We start from the raw sequence: 15,391 nt of genomic DNA, 5'->3' as shown, positions 1-15,391 counted from the left end.
AAGAAAGTCTGTTTCTCTAGTTAAGATATAGTAAACTATTCAATATCAACACTTTAAATTTGAGGTTAGAGAAATGAAAATTGTTAATTTGGATAGTTATGCTTTAAATCCCGGAGATTTAGATTGGAGCCCTCTGGAAAAATTAGGTCAATGTAAATTTTACGATCGTACACCCGTTGATAATGATCTGGAAATTTTAAAAAGAATTGGGGACGCCCAAATTGTTTTAACGAACAAAACACCCTTGAATCAAAATGTGCTCCAGGCAGCCCCTCAGATTCAATATATCGGGGTTACCGCCACAGGTTACAATATTGTTGATATCGCTGCTGCTCAAAAGGCCGGGATTATAGTAACTAATATTCCCACTTATGGTACGGATGCCGTTGCTCAATTTACCTTTGCCCTTTTACTGGAAATTACTAGTCAAGTGGGATTACATAATAACTTAGTCCATGAAGGGCGCTGGAGTAGTAATCCGGATTTTACTTTTTGGGCCAAACCGTTGATCGAACTCAAAGATAAAACCTTAGGTTTAATTGGATTTGGGAATATCGCCCAAAAAGTTGCCGCAATTGGGCATGCTTTTTCCATGAAGGTGGTTTTTTATAATCATCGCCCGAAAAGTAACGTTCCAGAATATGTTAAACAAATTAGTTTGACGGAGTTGTATCAAAAAGCTGATATTATCAGTCTGCATGTGCCTCAAACACCTACAACGATTGGAATGATTAATCAGCAAGCTCTGGCGCAAATGAAAGATCAAGTTATTCTTATTAATACTGCACGCGGTGGGTTAATTAATGAACACGATGTTGCGGCGGCTTTAAATGCGGGCAAAATGGCCGCCGCGGGACTCGATGTAGCGCAAATAGAACCTCTGCCGGCCACTAGTCCTTTACTGTCGGCTAAAAATTGTTATCTTACACCACATATTGCCTGGGCGCCCCGTGAAACCCGTGAGCGCCTATTAGGAATAGTCATTGCTAATCTTAAAGCTTTTTTGAATAGGAAAAAGTTGAATGTTGTTAATTGACTGAAATTAATTTAATTCCCCGAATCATCAAATCATAAAAATCCCCCCAATTTCATTACGATTTTGGGGGGATTTTGTTCATAGCGCTTATTGTTGAATTTTTTACCTACGTTAATAAATAGCTAAGGGCTCTTTGTGATCCGGTTTAGGATAGGCTCGTTCTAATTTTTCTAAATCTGAAGGTGTTAATTCAATCTGCAAAGATTTTAAATTAGCTAATAAATGATCTGCACTGCTGCTTTTGGGAATAGCTAAAACATCTTGCTGTTGGGTAACCCAAGCTAACAGAATCTGGTAAGCACTGGCCTGGTGTTTTTGGGCAACTTCTAAAACTGCCGGATTTTGCATCATAGTACTGCCCATTTTTGGCCCACGTCCTAAGGGACTATAAGCAATTAAAGGCAGATGGTGTTGTCGTTGCCAAGGCAAGAGACTATATTCAATACCGCGTGTTTCCAGATTATATAAATCTTCATTAGCGGCAACGTTCTGTCCTTCTGGCAATTGCCACAATTCTTGCATATCATCAATATCGAAATTAGATACACCCCAAGCGCGAATATAACCTTGTTTCTTTAAATCCTGTAAGGTGGCTACTGTTTCTGCTAAGGGAATCGAACCTCGCCAGTGATATAAATATAAATCTAAATAGTCCGTTTGTAGACGTTGTAAACTAGCTTTTAAACTGGCCGGCATTAATTTGGCGGAAGCATTTTCTGGTAAAACTTTGGAGATTAAATATAGGTCTGAACGTTTATAAGGTTGAATTGCTTGGCCGATAAGGCTTTCAGAACGACCACTACCATACATTTCTGCGGTATCAATCACTTTCAAACCCGCGTCTAAACCAGCTCGAATAGCTGCAATTTCAGCGTCGAAGTCAGCTGGATCGTCGCCCATTTCCCAAGTACCGATACCAAGTGCCGGCAATTGACGTTGATCAATCGTTACCGTTTTCATCAAATCTCTCCTTCCACGAACACCTAGAACTACCTTCATAATAATACAGGCCCATATTAAATTAAATTATAAAGTCTCCCGGAATTTATATTGAAAGATACCCATGGCATTCTGTTTAAATTAAAAAAACCTGCCGTCAGCGTTCAAACTCATGCAGGTTTAAGTTAAGAGCAGGTTATTTTTGAGCAGCTGCAATCAATTCATCTTTCATTTGAGGATTAAATTGCTGCGTCGTTAACATTTGAATTTCTGCTTTATAGGGTGCGACCGTTTTTTTCGACTCGGCGTCGACAGTTACAAATGGTGTTTCCATAATTTTCGGAATGTTTTCCAATTGTGGATGATGGCAAATGTAATTTAAGGTATCAAAGCCCAGGGTTCCGAAGCCAATATTTTCATGACGATCTTTATGCGATCCCTGCGGATTTTTGGAATCATTCAGATGAATCATACTTAGCCGATCTAAACCAATAATTTGATCAAATTTATTTAAGACACCATCAAAGTCTTGCTTGATATTATAACCGGCGTCATTAGTATGGCACGTATCAAAAGTGATGGATAATTGATCATTGTGGGGTGTTAAATCAATGATTTGTGCTAATTGTTCAAAAGAAGTTCCCACCTCAGTACCCTTACCAGCCATGGTTTCAATGGCAATTGAAACATGTGGATTGGTTTTTAAAACTTCATCTAAACCATGCGCAATAGATTTTAAGGCTGCTGGTACTCCGGCCCCGACATGGGCTCCCGGATGAAAACTCAGTGCTGTAATCCCTAAGGCATCACACCGTTGCACTTCGGCTTTCATAAATTCAATGGCGAAGTCGTATTTATCTGGTTTTTTTGTATTTCCAAGATTAATAATATACGGCGCATGCCCCATAATATATTGGGGCCCATGATCTTTCATGTAAGCTTGTGCTGCCGGAATGTTCATGGCCGTAGTTTTTTTACGCCGCGTGTTTTGCGGTGCTCCAGTAAAAATCATCATGGCATTGGCCCCATAACTAACAGCCTCTTCGGCTGATCCAAGTAACATTTTGGGACTACTCATACTGACATGGGATCCTAAAATCATTTGCTCACCTCATTAATAAATATGTTCTTGATAAAACCGTCCCATAATCATTTCCGCTTTCGTGATGCTGACAAAAGCATACGGATCTGATTGATGAATTGCATTACGTAAATCTTGTAATTCATACTGGGAAATTACTGTAAATAACATTGTTTTAGGCCGTCGACCATAGGCACCTTCTACATCGTTTACAATCGTAATGCCACGACGCATCTCATCTTGGATTTGTTGAATGACTTTATTCGGATGGGAAGTAACAATGATCACCTGTAATTTTTGATTCCGTGTATATAAAGCATCAATCACCCGTCCATTCACAAAGATCCCTAATAAAGTATATAACGCGAAAACCCAACCAAACAAAAATCCTGCGCCGATAATCACTAAAGTATTAAACGCAATATTAATGGAACCTACACTTTTACCCGTTCGTTTACGTAAAATAATCCCAATAATATCTAAGCCCCCGGTCGACATTTCATTTTTTAAGGCTAAGCCTGTTCCAAAGCCATTAAAAACACCCCCAAAAATGGCACAGATAATCGGATCAAATTGAACTTTAACGGGTGGTAAAGACTTCATAAGTAACGTCGAAAAAGCTACTGCTAAAATGGTGAAAAAGGTAAAATTATGACCGATTTTTCGCCATGAGATAATTAATAATGGTATATTCAAAATCGCATAGATCAAGGGAATACTAAAAGTTTGGCCTAACCAACGATGACTTACTGAAGATAATAATTGCGCCAGACCCATAATTCCTGAACCATAAATGTGTCCGGGCGTCCAAAAAATATTCACCGCAATTGCAACGCACAAAGCATAAATCACGGTAATCGATAATTTCGTGAGATTTCGATAATGTTTAATAATATGTTCTATTTCGTCCATGCAACCAACAAAAACCCTTTTTAAAAATACCTCTGGCAGTTTACAACTACAACAATCGTTAGGATCTTCCTTCGGGTGGCAATTCTACATATTGAAGATAGTCTTGATAGCCTGCCGCCGCCATTTGATCTACCGGAATAAATTTTAATGCTGCTGAATTAATGCAATAACGCAAGCCCCCTGCTTCTTGGGGGCCATCTGTAAAAACATGTCCCAAATGTGAATCAGCCTGCGGACTACGTACCTCTACTCGCTCCATGTTGAATGATTGATCCCGTTTTTGCTTTAAAGGCGCGATCGGCTGGGTAAAAGCAGGCCAGCCACAGCCGGAATTATATTTTTTACTGGAAGAAAAAAGAGGCTCTCCGCTCACAACATCCACATAAATTCCTGGTTCAAAAAAAGCATCATACTGATTATTAAAGGGTTCTTCGGTAGCATTTTCTTGTGTAACCGCATATTGTTTTGCGGTTAAATGTTGTTTTTCTTTTTCAAACATAACTTCCACCTCCAGCCCTAGTTTACTAATTTTTACCTACTTTGCCAAAATATGCGGTTACTTTTTAACCGCAATTCCCAAATCGTTTAATTGCGTAGTAGCTACTGGTGCAGGTGCTTGCATCATTGGTTCCGTTGCATTGGAATTCTTCGGAAAAGCAATCACATCTCGAATATTTTCACGCTGGGCTAATAACATGGCAAAACGATCCAAGCCAATAGCTAAACCGCCATGTGGTGGAAATCCGTAATCTAAAGCTTCTAACAAAAAGCCAAACTGAGCTTGCGCCTGTTCTGGACTAAAGCCCAGCACTTGCAACATTTTTTCTTGTAATTGGCGCGTATGAATCCGAATCGAGCCTCCGCCTAATTCATAGCCATTCAAGACAATGTCGTAACTTTGAGCATGAGCTTGGTAAGGATTGGTATCTAATAAAGGAATATCCTCCGTATTGGGCATCGTAAACGGATGATGCGCACTGACCCAACGCTCAATCCCTTCATCATACTCAAATAACGGCCAATCTACTACCCATAAAAAGTTAAATTCATTAGTTTTTATTAAGTTTAAATCATGGGCAAAATAAGTACGTAAATAACCTAAAGCCGCGGCACAGACTTTTTTAGTATCGGCCACCAAAAGTACTAAGTCATTATTATTTAAGGCCAATCTTTGTTTTAAAGTTGTGGCTTGTTCGTGGACGAATTTAGCAATTGGTCCACGCAATTCTCCATCTTGAACTTTGATCCAGGCTAACCCCTGTGCCCCAAAGCGCTCAATATATTGTTGCAGTGCCTCAATTTGCTTGCGTGAATATTTTGCAGCTGCGGATTTAACCACGATTGCTTTCACTTGTCCACCGGTAGCTACTGCCTGTTTAAAGACCCGAAATTCGCTTTGGGCAAATAAATCACTTAAGTCCTGCAACTCCATTCCAAAACGTGTATCTGGTTTGTCGGAACCAAACCGCTCCATCGCCTCATTCCATGTAATTCGCGGTAAAGGCAATTGAATATCAATTTGTAAGACATCATGCATGACTTGGGCTAATAATCCTTCAGTATAACTTTGAATTTGTTCGGCATCCAAAAAACTGGTTTCCAGATCAATTTGTGTAAATTCCGGCTGCCGATCGCCTCGTAGATCCTCATCGCGAAAACAACGAGCAATTTGATAATATTTATCAAATCCAGCTCCCATCAATAATTGTTTAAATAATTGCGGAGACTGCGGCAAGGCATAAAAGCTTCCCGGATACACACGCGAAGGCACTAAATAATCCCGCGCCCCTTCAGGAGTAGATTTACCTAAATCTGGAGTTTCAATATTAATGAAACCCTGTTGATTCAGATATTGATGTGCCGCTGCTGTAATTTGGGAACGTAGGCGCAAATTATGTTGCATTTCCGGCCGCCGTAGATCTAAATAGCGGTATTTTAACTTTGTATCTTCGGTAGCTTCGACATCGTCAGCTATTTGAAAGGGAATGTTTTTGGCTTGATTTAAAATGATCAGGTGGCTGACTTCCACTTCCACTTGGCCTGTTTTCATAGCCGGATTAACCGCATTTTGGCCACGAGCCACGACCTGGCCCTGAACTTGAATGACGTATTCTGAATGTAATTGCGTTGCCACTTGAAAAGTTTCAGCATCGTGAGCTTGATTGAAAACTAATTGGACAATGCCCTCCCGATCGCGCAAGTCCACAAAAATTAAATTACCGAGATTACGTTTCTTTTGAACCCAACCGGCCAAAGTGACCTCCTGGTTGAGATACTGTTCATCAATAAGTCCACAATAATTCGTTCTTTGCATAAATTATCCCTTTCTAACTTCTGCAATTAAGTCTGCAAGTTGTGTTAAATCAACTGTCAATTCTTTACCGTCGCGCATGCGCTTTAAACGACCTTGGTGTGCTGCTAGCTCTGCAGTTCCAATAGTCAATGTGTAGCGTGCTTGCAAACGATTGGCCTGTTTAAATTGACCTTTAACTTTTTTAGCCAGATAATCGCGTTCCGCCGAAATTCCCCGTTGGCGTAATTCATTTAATAAGCGCGTTACTTCTACCGAACTGGCAGCATCTGCATTAACCAAATAAACATCTGGACCACTAATTTGTGGTAAGGGTACTTGTTCGTTTTCTAAAAGTAACAAGAGTCTTTCTACACCCAATGCAAATCCGACGCCTGCCACTTCGGGGCCTCCTAATTCAGCTACCAAACCATTATAACGCCCGCCGGCAACAATCGTCATTTCCCGCCCAGCAAATGCCTGACTTTGAACCATAATTTCAAAAATAGTGTGGTTGTAATAATCTAACCCGCGGACCATCTGTGCATCGATTTCAAAATCAATTTGTAAAGCTTGTAATAGCTCCTGCACTTGTTGAAAATGGCTTTGGGCTTCAGGGCTTAAATAATCTAAAATAGAAGGAGCCTGCGCTACAATCTTTTGATCTTGCGGATCTTTACTATCTAAAATGCGCAAAGGATTTTTAGTCAGACGGGTTTGGGAATCTGAACTCAACTTGTCCTTTAAAGGTTCTAAATATGTCAATAATGCTTGATGATAAGCTGTGCGGGTTGTTTGATCACCCAGAGTATTTAATACCACGCGATATTTTTTTAATCCTAAACGTCGTAAATATTCTACAGCCATCGCAATGGATTCCACATCCAAAGCCGCACTGTCACTCCCTAATGCTTCTACCCCTAATTGGTTAAATTCTCGTTGGCGTCCGGCTTGTGGACGTTCATAGCGAAACATTGGTCCGTGATACCAAACTTTGTATGGACGCACATATTCCGGACCATATAATTTATTTTCTACGTAGGCGCGCACGACCCCTGCTGTACCTTCTGGTCGCAAAGCCATATGCCGCTGGCCTTTATCTTGAAAATCGTACATTTCTTTGGAGACCACATCGGAAGTATCACCGGAAGAACGTGCAAATACTTCATATTGTTCAAATAACGGTGTCCTAATTTCATGATATTGATAATTTCCAAAAACTTCTTGCGCTACAGTCTCGATATGTTGCCAATGGCAAGATTCCTCCGGTAAAATATCAGCAGTGCCTTTAGGTTTTTGATAACGCAAAACCATTCCTCCCTTAATTTTGTGGTGATTTCAAAAAAGCACCCTTGCCATTGCGCAAGGGTGCAAAATTGCACGGTACCACCTTTGAAATTGCTCCAGTTAACGCCTGTCAGACGAGTAAACTTCCTTGAGATTGTCAGTATGAATTCCTAAATACTTTCAGCAAGTGTATTTTCTCTGTGTGCGGAATTATTATTAAGACCTCAAATTTACTTATTATCCTTCTCTAAATTACCATCATCGCCAATAAAGTCAAGAATTAATTAAGTAGCTATTTTTTGATCTATATTATAAGATGAATTATGTAAAATAATAGGTGGGTTTTTAATGAAATTATCACGGCAACTGCGGCATCAACAACACTCTCATCATTTCTTATATTTATTGATTATTCTCCTAATTATCATTTCCAGCATGTCGACTTTTGCGATGGCCCAAGCTAATCAGGTTGTTGTCCGCGCCAATTTTTTAAATGTCCGCGTGGGTCCGAGTTTATCTTATTCCACAATGACTCAGGTTAAACGTGGTGAAACCCTCACAATTATTGGTCAAAAAAATCAATGGTATCAAGTCCGCTTGGCCAGCGACAAAATTGGTTGGGTAGCCAGTTGGTTAATAGATAATACGGAAGCTAATGCTTCCGGAAATAGCTTAGGGGTGATTAAAGCTCCCAATACCAATGTGCGCCAGTATCCTGATAGTCAAGCGGAAGTTCTAGGCAGCTTGGCGCAATCGCAGCGGGTCAATATTGTGTATACACAAAATGAATGGAGCCAGATTCTTTACAATAATACCGTCGGTTGGATTCCCAATTCAGAAATGATTATCACCGATAAAGTTCCTAGTCATATTAAAAATACACAACCTAATTCCCATAAAGATCTTAATATTCAATCAGTGACGACTCTGCAAAACAATACCAAGATCTATGCTCGGGCCAGTGTCGATGCACCAGTGACTGCGCATATTACCGATCAAACTACTCTACAATATCTGGGAACCAAGGGTGATTTTTATAAAATTCGTTTAAATTCTGGGGATACCGGCTATATTGCCAGTCGTTTAGTGTCGATTTCTGATACAAAACATCAAATCAAATCTGCGGCCACAAATTTATCCGAGGCAGTAATTGTGCTGGATCCCGGACATGGCGGTCGTGACACCGGAGCCTTAGCTACTAGTGGTAAACATTTTGAAAAAAATTACACACTTGATGTGGCGGAGCGATTACAACAAAAATTACATCAAACCGGAGCTAACGTCGTTTTAACCCGGAGTGCGGACCACTTTGTCGATCTGGCACCGCGTGCGCGTTTATCGAATAAACTCAGCGCGGATGCTTTTATTAGTTTGCACTTTGATTCTACTTCGAACAAAAGTCAAGCTAGTGGATTGACTACCTATTACTACTCTCGCAAAAAAGATTTCCGTCTAGCCCAAACCATTCACCAGCACCTCCACAAATTAGCTTTGCCGGATCGGGGTGTTTTCAGTGAGGATTATGAAGTAACTCGAGAAAATGAGCAACCTGCAATTTTAATCGAAGGCGGGTACATTAATAATCCCAAAGACTTTAAGAAAATCAATAGCCCACAGTATCGCGAACAATTGGCAGAAGCTATTTATCAAGGTTTAGTGCAATATTTTAAATAGACCTTAAATTACCACACAAAAAAGGATGCTTTTCATAGAAAAACATCCTTTTTTGGTTTGCTTAGTTTTCATAAATAATGGTCATGGGACCATCGTTCGTTAGTTGAACTTGCATGTCAGCGCCAAAAATACCGGTTTGCACCTTTAGGCCACTGGCAGCCAAACGTTGATTAAAATAATCATAGAGTTTTTGGGCCGCTTCAGGATTTAAGGCTTCGACAAAACTAGGACGATTGCCCTTTTTCGTATTAGCATACAAAGTAAATTGGGAAACCGATAGAATCTCTCCTTGCACATCGGCTAATGCCAGATTGGTTTTACCCTGGCTATCTTCAAAAATTCGACTTTTAACAATTTTGGCAGCTAGATAATCCGCATTTGCCGGCTGATCTGCTTGTCCAAAGCCTACTAGTAAAACTACTCCGCGACCAATTTGAGCGTGAACTTGTTGATCAATGCTTAATTGTGCTTGCGTAACTCGTTGTAACACTACTTTCATTTTGCTACCTCAATTAATTACCCGTTTGACATTATAAACATCGGGGACATTGTTAATTTTATTAATGATATCTTTTAAATGCGTTAGATTACGCACGCCCACGGACATTGATACATGGGCCATATCGTTTTGATCCATACGCCCATTGATGTTATTTAACGAATTAGTCACTTTATTAACAACTTGCAAAATATCATTTAACAATCCATTGCGATTGTAACCGAACACTTCCAATCGGACGACGTATTGATGATTATGGACATTGCCCCATTGCGCCTCAATCAGCCGATTCCGTTGCTCTGAATCACTAATATTCGGGCAATTAACCCGGTGAATAGTGACGCCGCGACCCTTAGTAATATAACCCACAATTTCATCTCCAGGAATGGGCGTACAACATTTGGCCATATGAATCAGCAGATTTTCAATGCCCTGAATTTCAATTTCGCGTTCTTCAGTTTCTACTGCAGCTTGATGAGCTTCTCCATTGGTAGCTTCGTGATCAGCATGTAACACCTTATGGACTAATTCCGCTTGGGCCTGTTGATCAGCTTTTTTACGATCGGCTTCGGTTAAACGATTTACTACGCCAATTGCCGATACACCGCCATAACCCACTGCCGCCAATAATTCATTTTCAGTTTCAAAGTTATAACGATCTAAAACGACCTGAAATTTTTTCTTATTTAGATAATTTTTCGGTGCTAAATTGCGATCAAGTAATTCTTGTTCAATTTTATTTTTTCCTAATTCAATATTATTTTGCCGATCCGCAATTTTAAAATAGCGTTTAATCTTATTCCGAGCGCGAGTGGTATATACAATATTTTCCCAATCCCGGCTAGGAGAGGCATTAGACTGTGTTAATAACTCTACTAAATCCCCATTACGTAACTTATAGTCTAAAGGCACAATCTTGCCATTAACTTTGGCTCCAATAGTGTGATTACCCACTTCTGTATGCACTTGATAAGCAAAATCAAGTGGGATCGATCCTTGGGGCAATTCCATCACTTCACCTTTAGGTGTAAAAACATAAACTCGATCTGTAAAAATATCGCCTTTGACATTTTGCATAAAATCAGCATCGGAAGAAGATTCTTCCTGAATTTCCATAATTTCTCGGAAAACGTCAATTTGGTGATCGTTTTGATCTAAATTAATCTTATCTTTTACGCCTTCCTTATATGCCCAATGGGCGGCTACCCCATACTCTGCGATTTCATGCATGGCATAGGTCCGGATTTGTACTTCTAAGGGACGACCTTTGGGACCGACCACGGTGGTATGCAGTGATTGATAACCATTAACCTTAGGGACCGCAATATAATCTTTAAAACGCCCTGGGATCGGCTTCCATTTGGCATGGATATTTCCTAAGACCCCATAACAATCCCGTACGGACTGCACCATAATCCGAATCGCCAATAAATCGTATAGTTCTTCAAACTGTTTATGTTTTTGCACCATTTTCTTGTAAATCGAATAGATATGTTTGGCCCGCCCGCTAATATCATATTTAATATGCAGCTGATCAATATTTTGTTTTACTTCAGCTACAGCTTCTTGAATATAGGCCTCACGTTGAGCTCGTTTCGAATTCATTAAATGCACAATGCGATAATATTGCTGCGGATTTAAATAACGTAAAGACAAATCTTCTAGTTCCCATTTAATAGTGCTAATACCCAAACGGTCGGCTAAAGGAGCATAGATTTCGAGAGTTTCATTAGCAATTCGGCGTTGCTTATCTGGTCGTAAATGCTGTAAAGTCCGCATATTGTGCAAGCGATCAGCTAATTTCACCATGATAACGCGCATATCTTTTGCCGTGGCTAATAACATTTTCCGGTGATTAGCAGCTAATAATTCTTGGTGGGATTCATATTTGTACTTGGAGATTTTGGTAACTCCTTCGACAATATTAGCGACATCATCACCAAATAATTCTCGAATGTCTTCGGAGATTATGTTGGTATCTTCAACCACATCATGCAAGAAACCGGCGGAAACCGTATCAGGATCCATTTTAAGGTTAGCCAAAATAGCCGCTACTTGTATTGGATGCACAATATATGGTTCCCCGGAGGCACGGGTTTGATTGCGATGGACATAAGCAGCCATTTCATAAGCCTTTTTGATATAGGTGAGATGCCGCGCATTCATGTATTGCTTACAAATCTCAAAAACCTCATCAGCGGAATAAACTTTTTCCTTTGACATAACTTCACCTGACTTCCAAATATAAGAAAAGCACACTCCAGTGTGCTTGCTAACTCTACTAGTTAATTATGAAGACATTACTGGATAATTACAATCCTTCATGTGAAGATTTCATTAAAATAAACGCTAGATATTCAATCAAAAAATATAAAACTACAAAAAAGTAAGCATAAATACTGGTTAAGTAGTGAATTAAAACGATGACCAAAAAGATCCCCGGAAAAAAAGTAAAAACCCACCATGGTTGTTGCGTTCGCTGAATCCAAATGCCTAAACTAGCACTAGTGATCACATTAACCCCCAAAAATAAGATGCCCACGCGCCATGAACGACCTAAGTGAAAAGCAGAAAAAATTAAGGGCAGGGTAATGCCAATAATGATCAATAATAAAATCAACTTACAGTATGCAGATTGCCAAAATTTCATGACATATTTTTTCAAGTTTAAAAGTCCTTACTTAATTCGGTTTGATATGATACAGCACTTAAAAAATATAAAGGTGCCGTTTCAGCACGTAAAATCCGCGGTCCCAGCCCGCAAACGATACATCCATTTTGCCTCATTTGATTAATTTCTTCAACTGTAAACCCACCTTCTGGTCCAAAGAAAGCCAATAATGATTGTTGAGGTTGCATCTGCTGGCAAATCTGCGCTAATTGCGCCTGTTCATTGTTTTTAGCGGCTTCTTCATAGGCTACAAGGCGATAATCAGCAGCCGCCGTGGCTAACACTTGCGCTAAGGAAGCAGCATAACGAACTTGGGGTACTTGCAGCCGCCATGATTGTTGTGCGGCATGTAAAGCAATTTGTTGCAGTCGTGTGACTTTTTTAGATACTTGGGCACTATCCCATTTTTTAACTGCATAATGTGATTTAAAAAAAATAATCTCCGTCACGCCTAATTCTGTCGCTTTTTGTGTAATCCATTCCACCTTATCTTTCTTCGATAAGGCACAAGCAATCTTGACCGAATTGGGTAATTCACTATGGATTCGTAATTGCGGGACTAACTGGACTGTAAAGTCCTGTCGGCCCACACTTTGAATTTGAGCTTGATAAGTTTGTTTCTCATGATCCACAATCCAAAACCGATCATTAATTTTCAAGCGTAAGACCTTAATTAAATGTTGAAATTCATTTCCAGCTAAAGTTAAGTGGGTTTGCCCTCTTAAACTATCGGGCCAAAAAATCTGTTGCATTACTTCTCCTGTTTTTGTGCTAACAATGCCCCCCATTCTTGGGTGGTAATAATTTGTTGCACTGTAAATTGTGATGGTAGAGCTTGAGCAAGTAGCTCAATTCGTGATGCTAAAATACCCGAAATAATGACCTGTCCTGTTGCGGTTAAATGACTTGCTAAACTGGGCAAGAGTTGCCGCACTGGATCCTCTAACAAATTAGCCGTAATCAAATCTGCTTTGTCCTTAATTCCGGCCAGCAAAGAATTCTGTCGCACCGTGAAAGCCTTATCGTGACAGTTGCGATCATAATTCTCACGCGCTACAGTTACGGCTGCAGTATCGATATCTACACCTAGAATTTGTTTTATGCCCAATTTACGGGCAGCAATGGCTAAAATGCCCGTACCCGTTCCCACATCAATCATTGTTTGTTGTTGCCCAACGACCTGTTCTAATAATTGTAAACATAATCGAGTCGTGGGATGGATCCCCGTACCAAAGGACTCTTTGGGATCTAAGAGAATATCATACGGTCCAATTGTCTGCTCAGTTTGCCAGGCAGGAACAATCTTCATAAAATGTGTAATCTGAACAGCGTGATAATAAGGCCGCCACTGCTTTCCCCAATTCACTGGTGCTTGGGGTTTTATTGTTAACTGATATTGATCCGGTGCTAAGTGCCATTGTTCTAATAAGGTCGTCAATTGATCACACCAGTGAGAATGCAATTGCTGTTCGGGCACAAAGGCAACCAAGCCGCGATCATCAGGCAAGTTGGCAATTCCGGAGACCTGCAAACTAATAAGCGCGGCACTCATCAAATCAAAATTTCGAACATCTGTTAAAATTTGTAATTGCCACCATTGAGTACTTATAAAATCACCCCCGTCGTTCACGGATTGCTTTCACCTCAAGAATTATTTATGATGATGAGAGGAGTAATGTTTGACAAGTTTAGCAAATTGTTGCTGCACTTTAGCAAACTGCGCGCTATTTTGCCGAGCTTGTGTGGCCAATTTCGCAAAATCCCGTTGTTTTAAATTGATGGATTTCTTCTTATTAATTCCAAACATGTTAATCCCCTTTGTTTTACATCAGGTTAAATTATTTTATTATTCTATCACAGCATGCAATTGAGGTTACTTATGTCGAAAAAGAAAAAACGTATTACCAAAACTCTAGTTGAAAAGATCTTAGATCAACAACACATTGCCTATCAACAATTAAGTTTTCCAACTGAAACGGTAGGCGATGTCGAACAAATCGTTACAACTTCCACACCGTGGCCAGTATATAAAACATTAGTGCTAACTGGCAATCAAACTGGACCTTTAGTGGGGGTTTTGCCCCTTGATAAACATCTGAGCTATAAACTGTTAGCTAAATTATCCGGTAATAAAAAAGTCACCTTAGTTCCCTTGAAGAAACTACAAGCCACTTCTGGCTTTGTTCATGGTGCAAATAGTCCTATTGGTATCCGTGAACAACATAATTATCCTATTTATTTTGATCAACAGGCGCTTTCAGATAAACAAATAGCGATTTCAGCCGGCAAAATCGGCCGTTCGGTTCTCGTCGATGCTCAAGCCGTGGCCCAATTAGTGGACGGCCATTTTGGTAAATTTGCTGTTGTTCAGTCTGAAAAGGAAAAATGAGCCCAGTGAAGCAACGTCAAGCGTTGTTTGGACTCATTGTTAATCAAAACTGTGCCCCTGCCAAGGAACTATATTATACAATAAATACACGATAAACAACCAGTTTTCTTTACTGGAAAAGCATTTTTAATTACTCACAAATTAATAAAGTATATTCTTTGTAGTTGCCTCCTCAGTGCGCGTACAATAATTCTCATAAGTAGCGAAGGTTTTTCGCTCTTATAATCCTGACTTTAAAGAGGCGATCTGATGGCTCAATCTGATAAAAAAACTTCACCTGAAGTTGCCAAAAAAGCAGCTCAAGAATTGCATAGTAAAGATAGTAGTGCGACTGCCAAATCCGTAGCCGCCAGTGCTTTATCCCAAAGCAAAAAAAATTAATTCTACCTCGGCGTGCTCTCTTCATTAGCCACTCACACTAATGAATGGGAGCACTTTTTATATGGCGTGGGACTCGATTGTGACTATTAATACAGGCACAAGATCTGGAGCTACTGTGTTAACTGATTTAGCCTTTGACAGTTTTATCACTAATTGCCTTTTAAAGACGGGGTAAACTGCGTTACAATAGTTTTACAAATCTAATTATTAGCAGAAAATAATTTATACATAG

The 15,391-nt window shown here is 39.8% G+C and carries 16 protein-coding genes; 4 read left to right on the top strand and 12 right to left on the bottom strand.

What is annotated here, in order from left to right; translation table 11 throughout:
• The first annotated feature begins 73 nt into the window (after window positions 1-73).
• A complete protein-coding gene (locus JG30_RS04070; protein ID WP_046316367.1) occupies window positions 74-1,036 on the top strand; it encodes a D-2-hydroxyacid dehydrogenase in 963 nt (320 codons plus the stop codon).
• A 111-nt stretch (window positions 1,037-1,147) separates the two neighbouring features.
• Here the strand turns inward: JG30_RS04070 and JG30_RS04065 are convergent, their stop codons facing one another.
• The 6 genes from JG30_RS04065 to hisS all read right to left on the bottom strand — a co-directional run bounded on the left by JG30_RS04065 (window position 1,148) and on the right by hisS (window position 7,566).
• Complete coding sequence (locus tag JG30_RS04065) at window positions 1,148-1,996, bottom strand: aldo/keto reductase (protein WP_046316366.1); 849 nt, start codon at window positions 1,994-1,996, stop codon at window positions 1,148-1,150.
• Between the two features lie 175 nt (window positions 1,997-2,171).
• Window positions 2,172-3,077 (bottom strand): deoxyribonuclease IV, encoded by a 906-nt coding sequence (locus tag JG30_RS04060; protein ID WP_046316365.1) that lies wholly within the window; start codon window positions 3,075-3,077, stop codon window positions 2,172-2,174.
• Between the two features lie 12 nt (window positions 3,078-3,089).
• Window positions 3,090-3,968 carry a YitT family protein gene (locus tag JG30_RS04055; protein WP_046316364.1) on the bottom strand — a complete coding sequence of 293 codons (879 nt, stop codon included), beginning with the start codon at window positions 3,966-3,968 and terminating at the stop codon, window positions 3,090-3,092.
• A 58-nt stretch (window positions 3,969-4,026) separates the two neighbouring features.
• Complete coding sequence (gene msrB / locus JG30_RS04050; protein ID WP_046316363.1) at window positions 4,027-4,467, bottom strand: peptide-methionine (R)-S-oxide reductase MsrB; 441 nt, start codon at window positions 4,465-4,467, stop codon at window positions 4,027-4,029.
• 57 nt (window positions 4,468-4,524) lie between these two features.
• Window positions 4,525-6,282: an aspartate--tRNA ligase gene (gene aspS / locus JG30_RS04045; protein ID WP_046316362.1), complete on the bottom strand. Its 1,758-nt coding sequence runs from the start codon at window positions 6,280-6,282 to the stop codon at window positions 4,525-4,527.
• A gap of 3 nt (window positions 6,283-6,285) precedes the next feature.
• Window positions 6,286-7,566, bottom strand: a complete 1,281-nt coding sequence (gene hisS / locus JG30_RS04040; protein ID WP_046316361.1) for a histidine--tRNA ligase — start codon at window positions 7,564-7,566, stop codon at window positions 6,286-6,288.
• Between the two features lie 327 nt (window positions 7,567-7,893).
• On the opposite strand from hisS, the gene JG30_RS04035 reads away from it, so the two are divergent.
• Entirely contained in the window at window positions 7,894-9,219 is a 1,326-nt protein-coding gene (locus tag JG30_RS04035; protein WP_046316360.1) for an N-acetylmuramoyl-L-alanine amidase family protein, read from the top strand.
• 61 nt (window positions 9,220-9,280) lie between these two features.
• Here JG30_RS04035 and dtd read toward each other — a convergent pair whose 3' ends face one another.
• The 6 genes from dtd to JG30_RS09060 form a co-directional block, all read right to left on the bottom strand.
• The gene (dtd, locus tag JG30_RS04030; RefSeq protein ID WP_046316359.1) at window positions 9,281-9,718 is read right to left on the bottom strand and encodes a D-aminoacyl-tRNA deacylase; all 438 of its coding nucleotides are present in this window, start codon (window positions 9,716-9,718) and stop codon (window positions 9,281-9,283) included.
• A 9-nt stretch (window positions 9,719-9,727) separates the two neighbouring features.
• Window positions 9,728-11,941: a RelA/SpoT family protein gene (locus JG30_RS04025; RefSeq protein ID WP_046316358.1), complete on the bottom strand. Its 2,214-nt coding sequence runs from the start codon at window positions 11,939-11,941 to the stop codon at window positions 9,728-9,730.
• 88 nt (window positions 11,942-12,029) lie between these two features.
• Window positions 12,030-12,383: a hypothetical protein gene (locus tag JG30_RS04020; RefSeq protein ID WP_046316357.1), complete on the bottom strand. Its 354-nt coding sequence runs from the start codon at window positions 12,381-12,383 to the stop codon at window positions 12,030-12,032.
• A gap of 2 nt (window positions 12,384-12,385) precedes the next feature.
• Entirely contained in the window at window positions 12,386-13,141 is a 756-nt protein-coding gene (locus tag JG30_RS04015; RefSeq protein ID WP_046316355.1) for an RsmE family RNA methyltransferase, read from the bottom strand.
• The gene (prmA, locus tag JG30_RS04010; RefSeq protein ID WP_052725196.1) at window positions 13,141-14,019 is read right to left on the bottom strand and encodes a 50S ribosomal protein L11 methyltransferase; all 879 of its coding nucleotides are present in this window, start codon (window positions 14,017-14,019) and stop codon (window positions 13,141-13,143) included. Before prmA ends, JG30_RS04015 begins: the two co-directional genes overlap by 1 nt.
• Window positions 14,020-14,040: 21 nt before the next feature.
• Window positions 14,041-14,196 carry a hypothetical protein gene (locus tag JG30_RS09060; RefSeq protein WP_179854023.1) on the bottom strand — a complete coding sequence of 52 codons (156 nt, stop codon included), beginning with the start codon at window positions 14,194-14,196 and terminating at the stop codon, window positions 14,041-14,043.
• A gap of 72 nt (window positions 14,197-14,268) precedes the next feature.
• On the opposite strand from JG30_RS09060, the gene JG30_RS04005 reads away from it, so the two are divergent.
• Both JG30_RS04005 and JG30_RS09270 read left to right on the top strand, forming a co-directional pair.
• Window positions 14,269-14,778: a YbaK/EbsC family protein gene (locus tag JG30_RS04005; RefSeq protein ID WP_046316354.1), complete on the top strand. Its 510-nt coding sequence runs from the start codon at window positions 14,269-14,271 to the stop codon at window positions 14,776-14,778.
• Between the two features lie 249 nt (window positions 14,779-15,027).
• Window positions 15,028-15,159, top strand: a complete 132-nt coding sequence (locus tag JG30_RS09270; RefSeq protein WP_276825564.1) for a hypothetical protein — start codon at window positions 15,028-15,030, stop codon at window positions 15,157-15,159.
• The last annotated feature ends 232 nt before the right edge of the window (window positions 15,160-15,391 follow it).

Origin of the sequence: Bombilactobacillus mellifer, assembly GCF_000970795.1 — a bacterium.
GTDB lineage: Bacteria > Bacillota > Bacilli > Lactobacillales > Lactobacillaceae > Bombilactobacillus > Bombilactobacillus mellifer.
This window is presented reverse-complemented; position numbering and strand designations above follow the sequence as displayed.

What these genes read in the sequence shown, in the direction of transcription:
- msrB (WP_046316363.1), bottom strand. Translation starts at nt 4,467, where the DNA reads ATGTTTGAAAAAGAAAAACAACATTTAACCGCAAAACAATATGCGGTT.
- aspS (WP_046316362.1), bottom strand. Translation starts at nt 6,282, where the DNA reads ATGCAAAGAACGAATTATTGTGGACTTATTGATGAACAGTATCTCAAC.
- JG30_RS04005 (WP_046316354.1), top strand. Translation starts at nt 14,269, where the DNA reads ATGTCGAAAAAGAAAAAACGTATTACCAAAACTCTAGTTGAAAAGATC.
- JG30_RS04065 (WP_046316366.1), bottom strand. Translation starts at nt 1,996, where the DNA reads ATGAAAACGGTAACGATTGATCAACGTCAATTGCCGGCACTTGGTATC.
- JG30_RS04015 (WP_046316355.1), bottom strand. Translation starts at nt 13,141, where the DNA reads ATGCAACAGATTTTTTGGCCCGATAGTTTAAGAGGGCAAACCCACTTA.
- JG30_RS04035 (WP_046316360.1), top strand. Translation starts at nt 7,894, where the DNA reads ATGAAATTATCACGGCAACTGCGGCATCAACAACACTCTCATCATTTC.
- JG30_RS04055 (WP_046316364.1), bottom strand. Translation starts at nt 3,968, where the DNA reads ATGGACGAAATAGAACATATTATTAAACATTATCGAAATCTCACGAAA.
- JG30_RS09270 (WP_276825564.1), top strand. Translation starts at nt 15,028, where the DNA reads ATGGCTCAATCTGATAAAAAAACTTCACCTGAAGTTGCCAAAAAAGCA.
- JG30_RS04070 (WP_046316367.1), top strand. Translation starts at nt 74, where the DNA reads ATGAAAATTGTTAATTTGGATAGTTATGCTTTAAATCCCGGAGATTTA.
- JG30_RS09060 (WP_179854023.1), bottom strand. Translation starts at nt 14,196, where the DNA reads ATGTTTGGAATTAATAAGAAGAAATCCATCAATTTAAAACAACGGGAT.
- dtd (WP_046316359.1), bottom strand. Translation starts at nt 9,718, where the DNA reads ATGAAAGTAGTGTTACAACGAGTTACGCAAGCACAATTAAGCATTGAT.
- JG30_RS04060 (WP_046316365.1), bottom strand. Translation starts at nt 3,077, where the DNA reads ATGATTTTAGGATCCCATGTCAGTATGAGTAGTCCCAAAATGTTACTT.
- JG30_RS04025 (WP_046316358.1), bottom strand. Translation starts at nt 11,941, where the DNA reads ATGTCAAAGGAAAAAGTTTATTCCGCTGATGAGGTTTTTGAGATTTGT.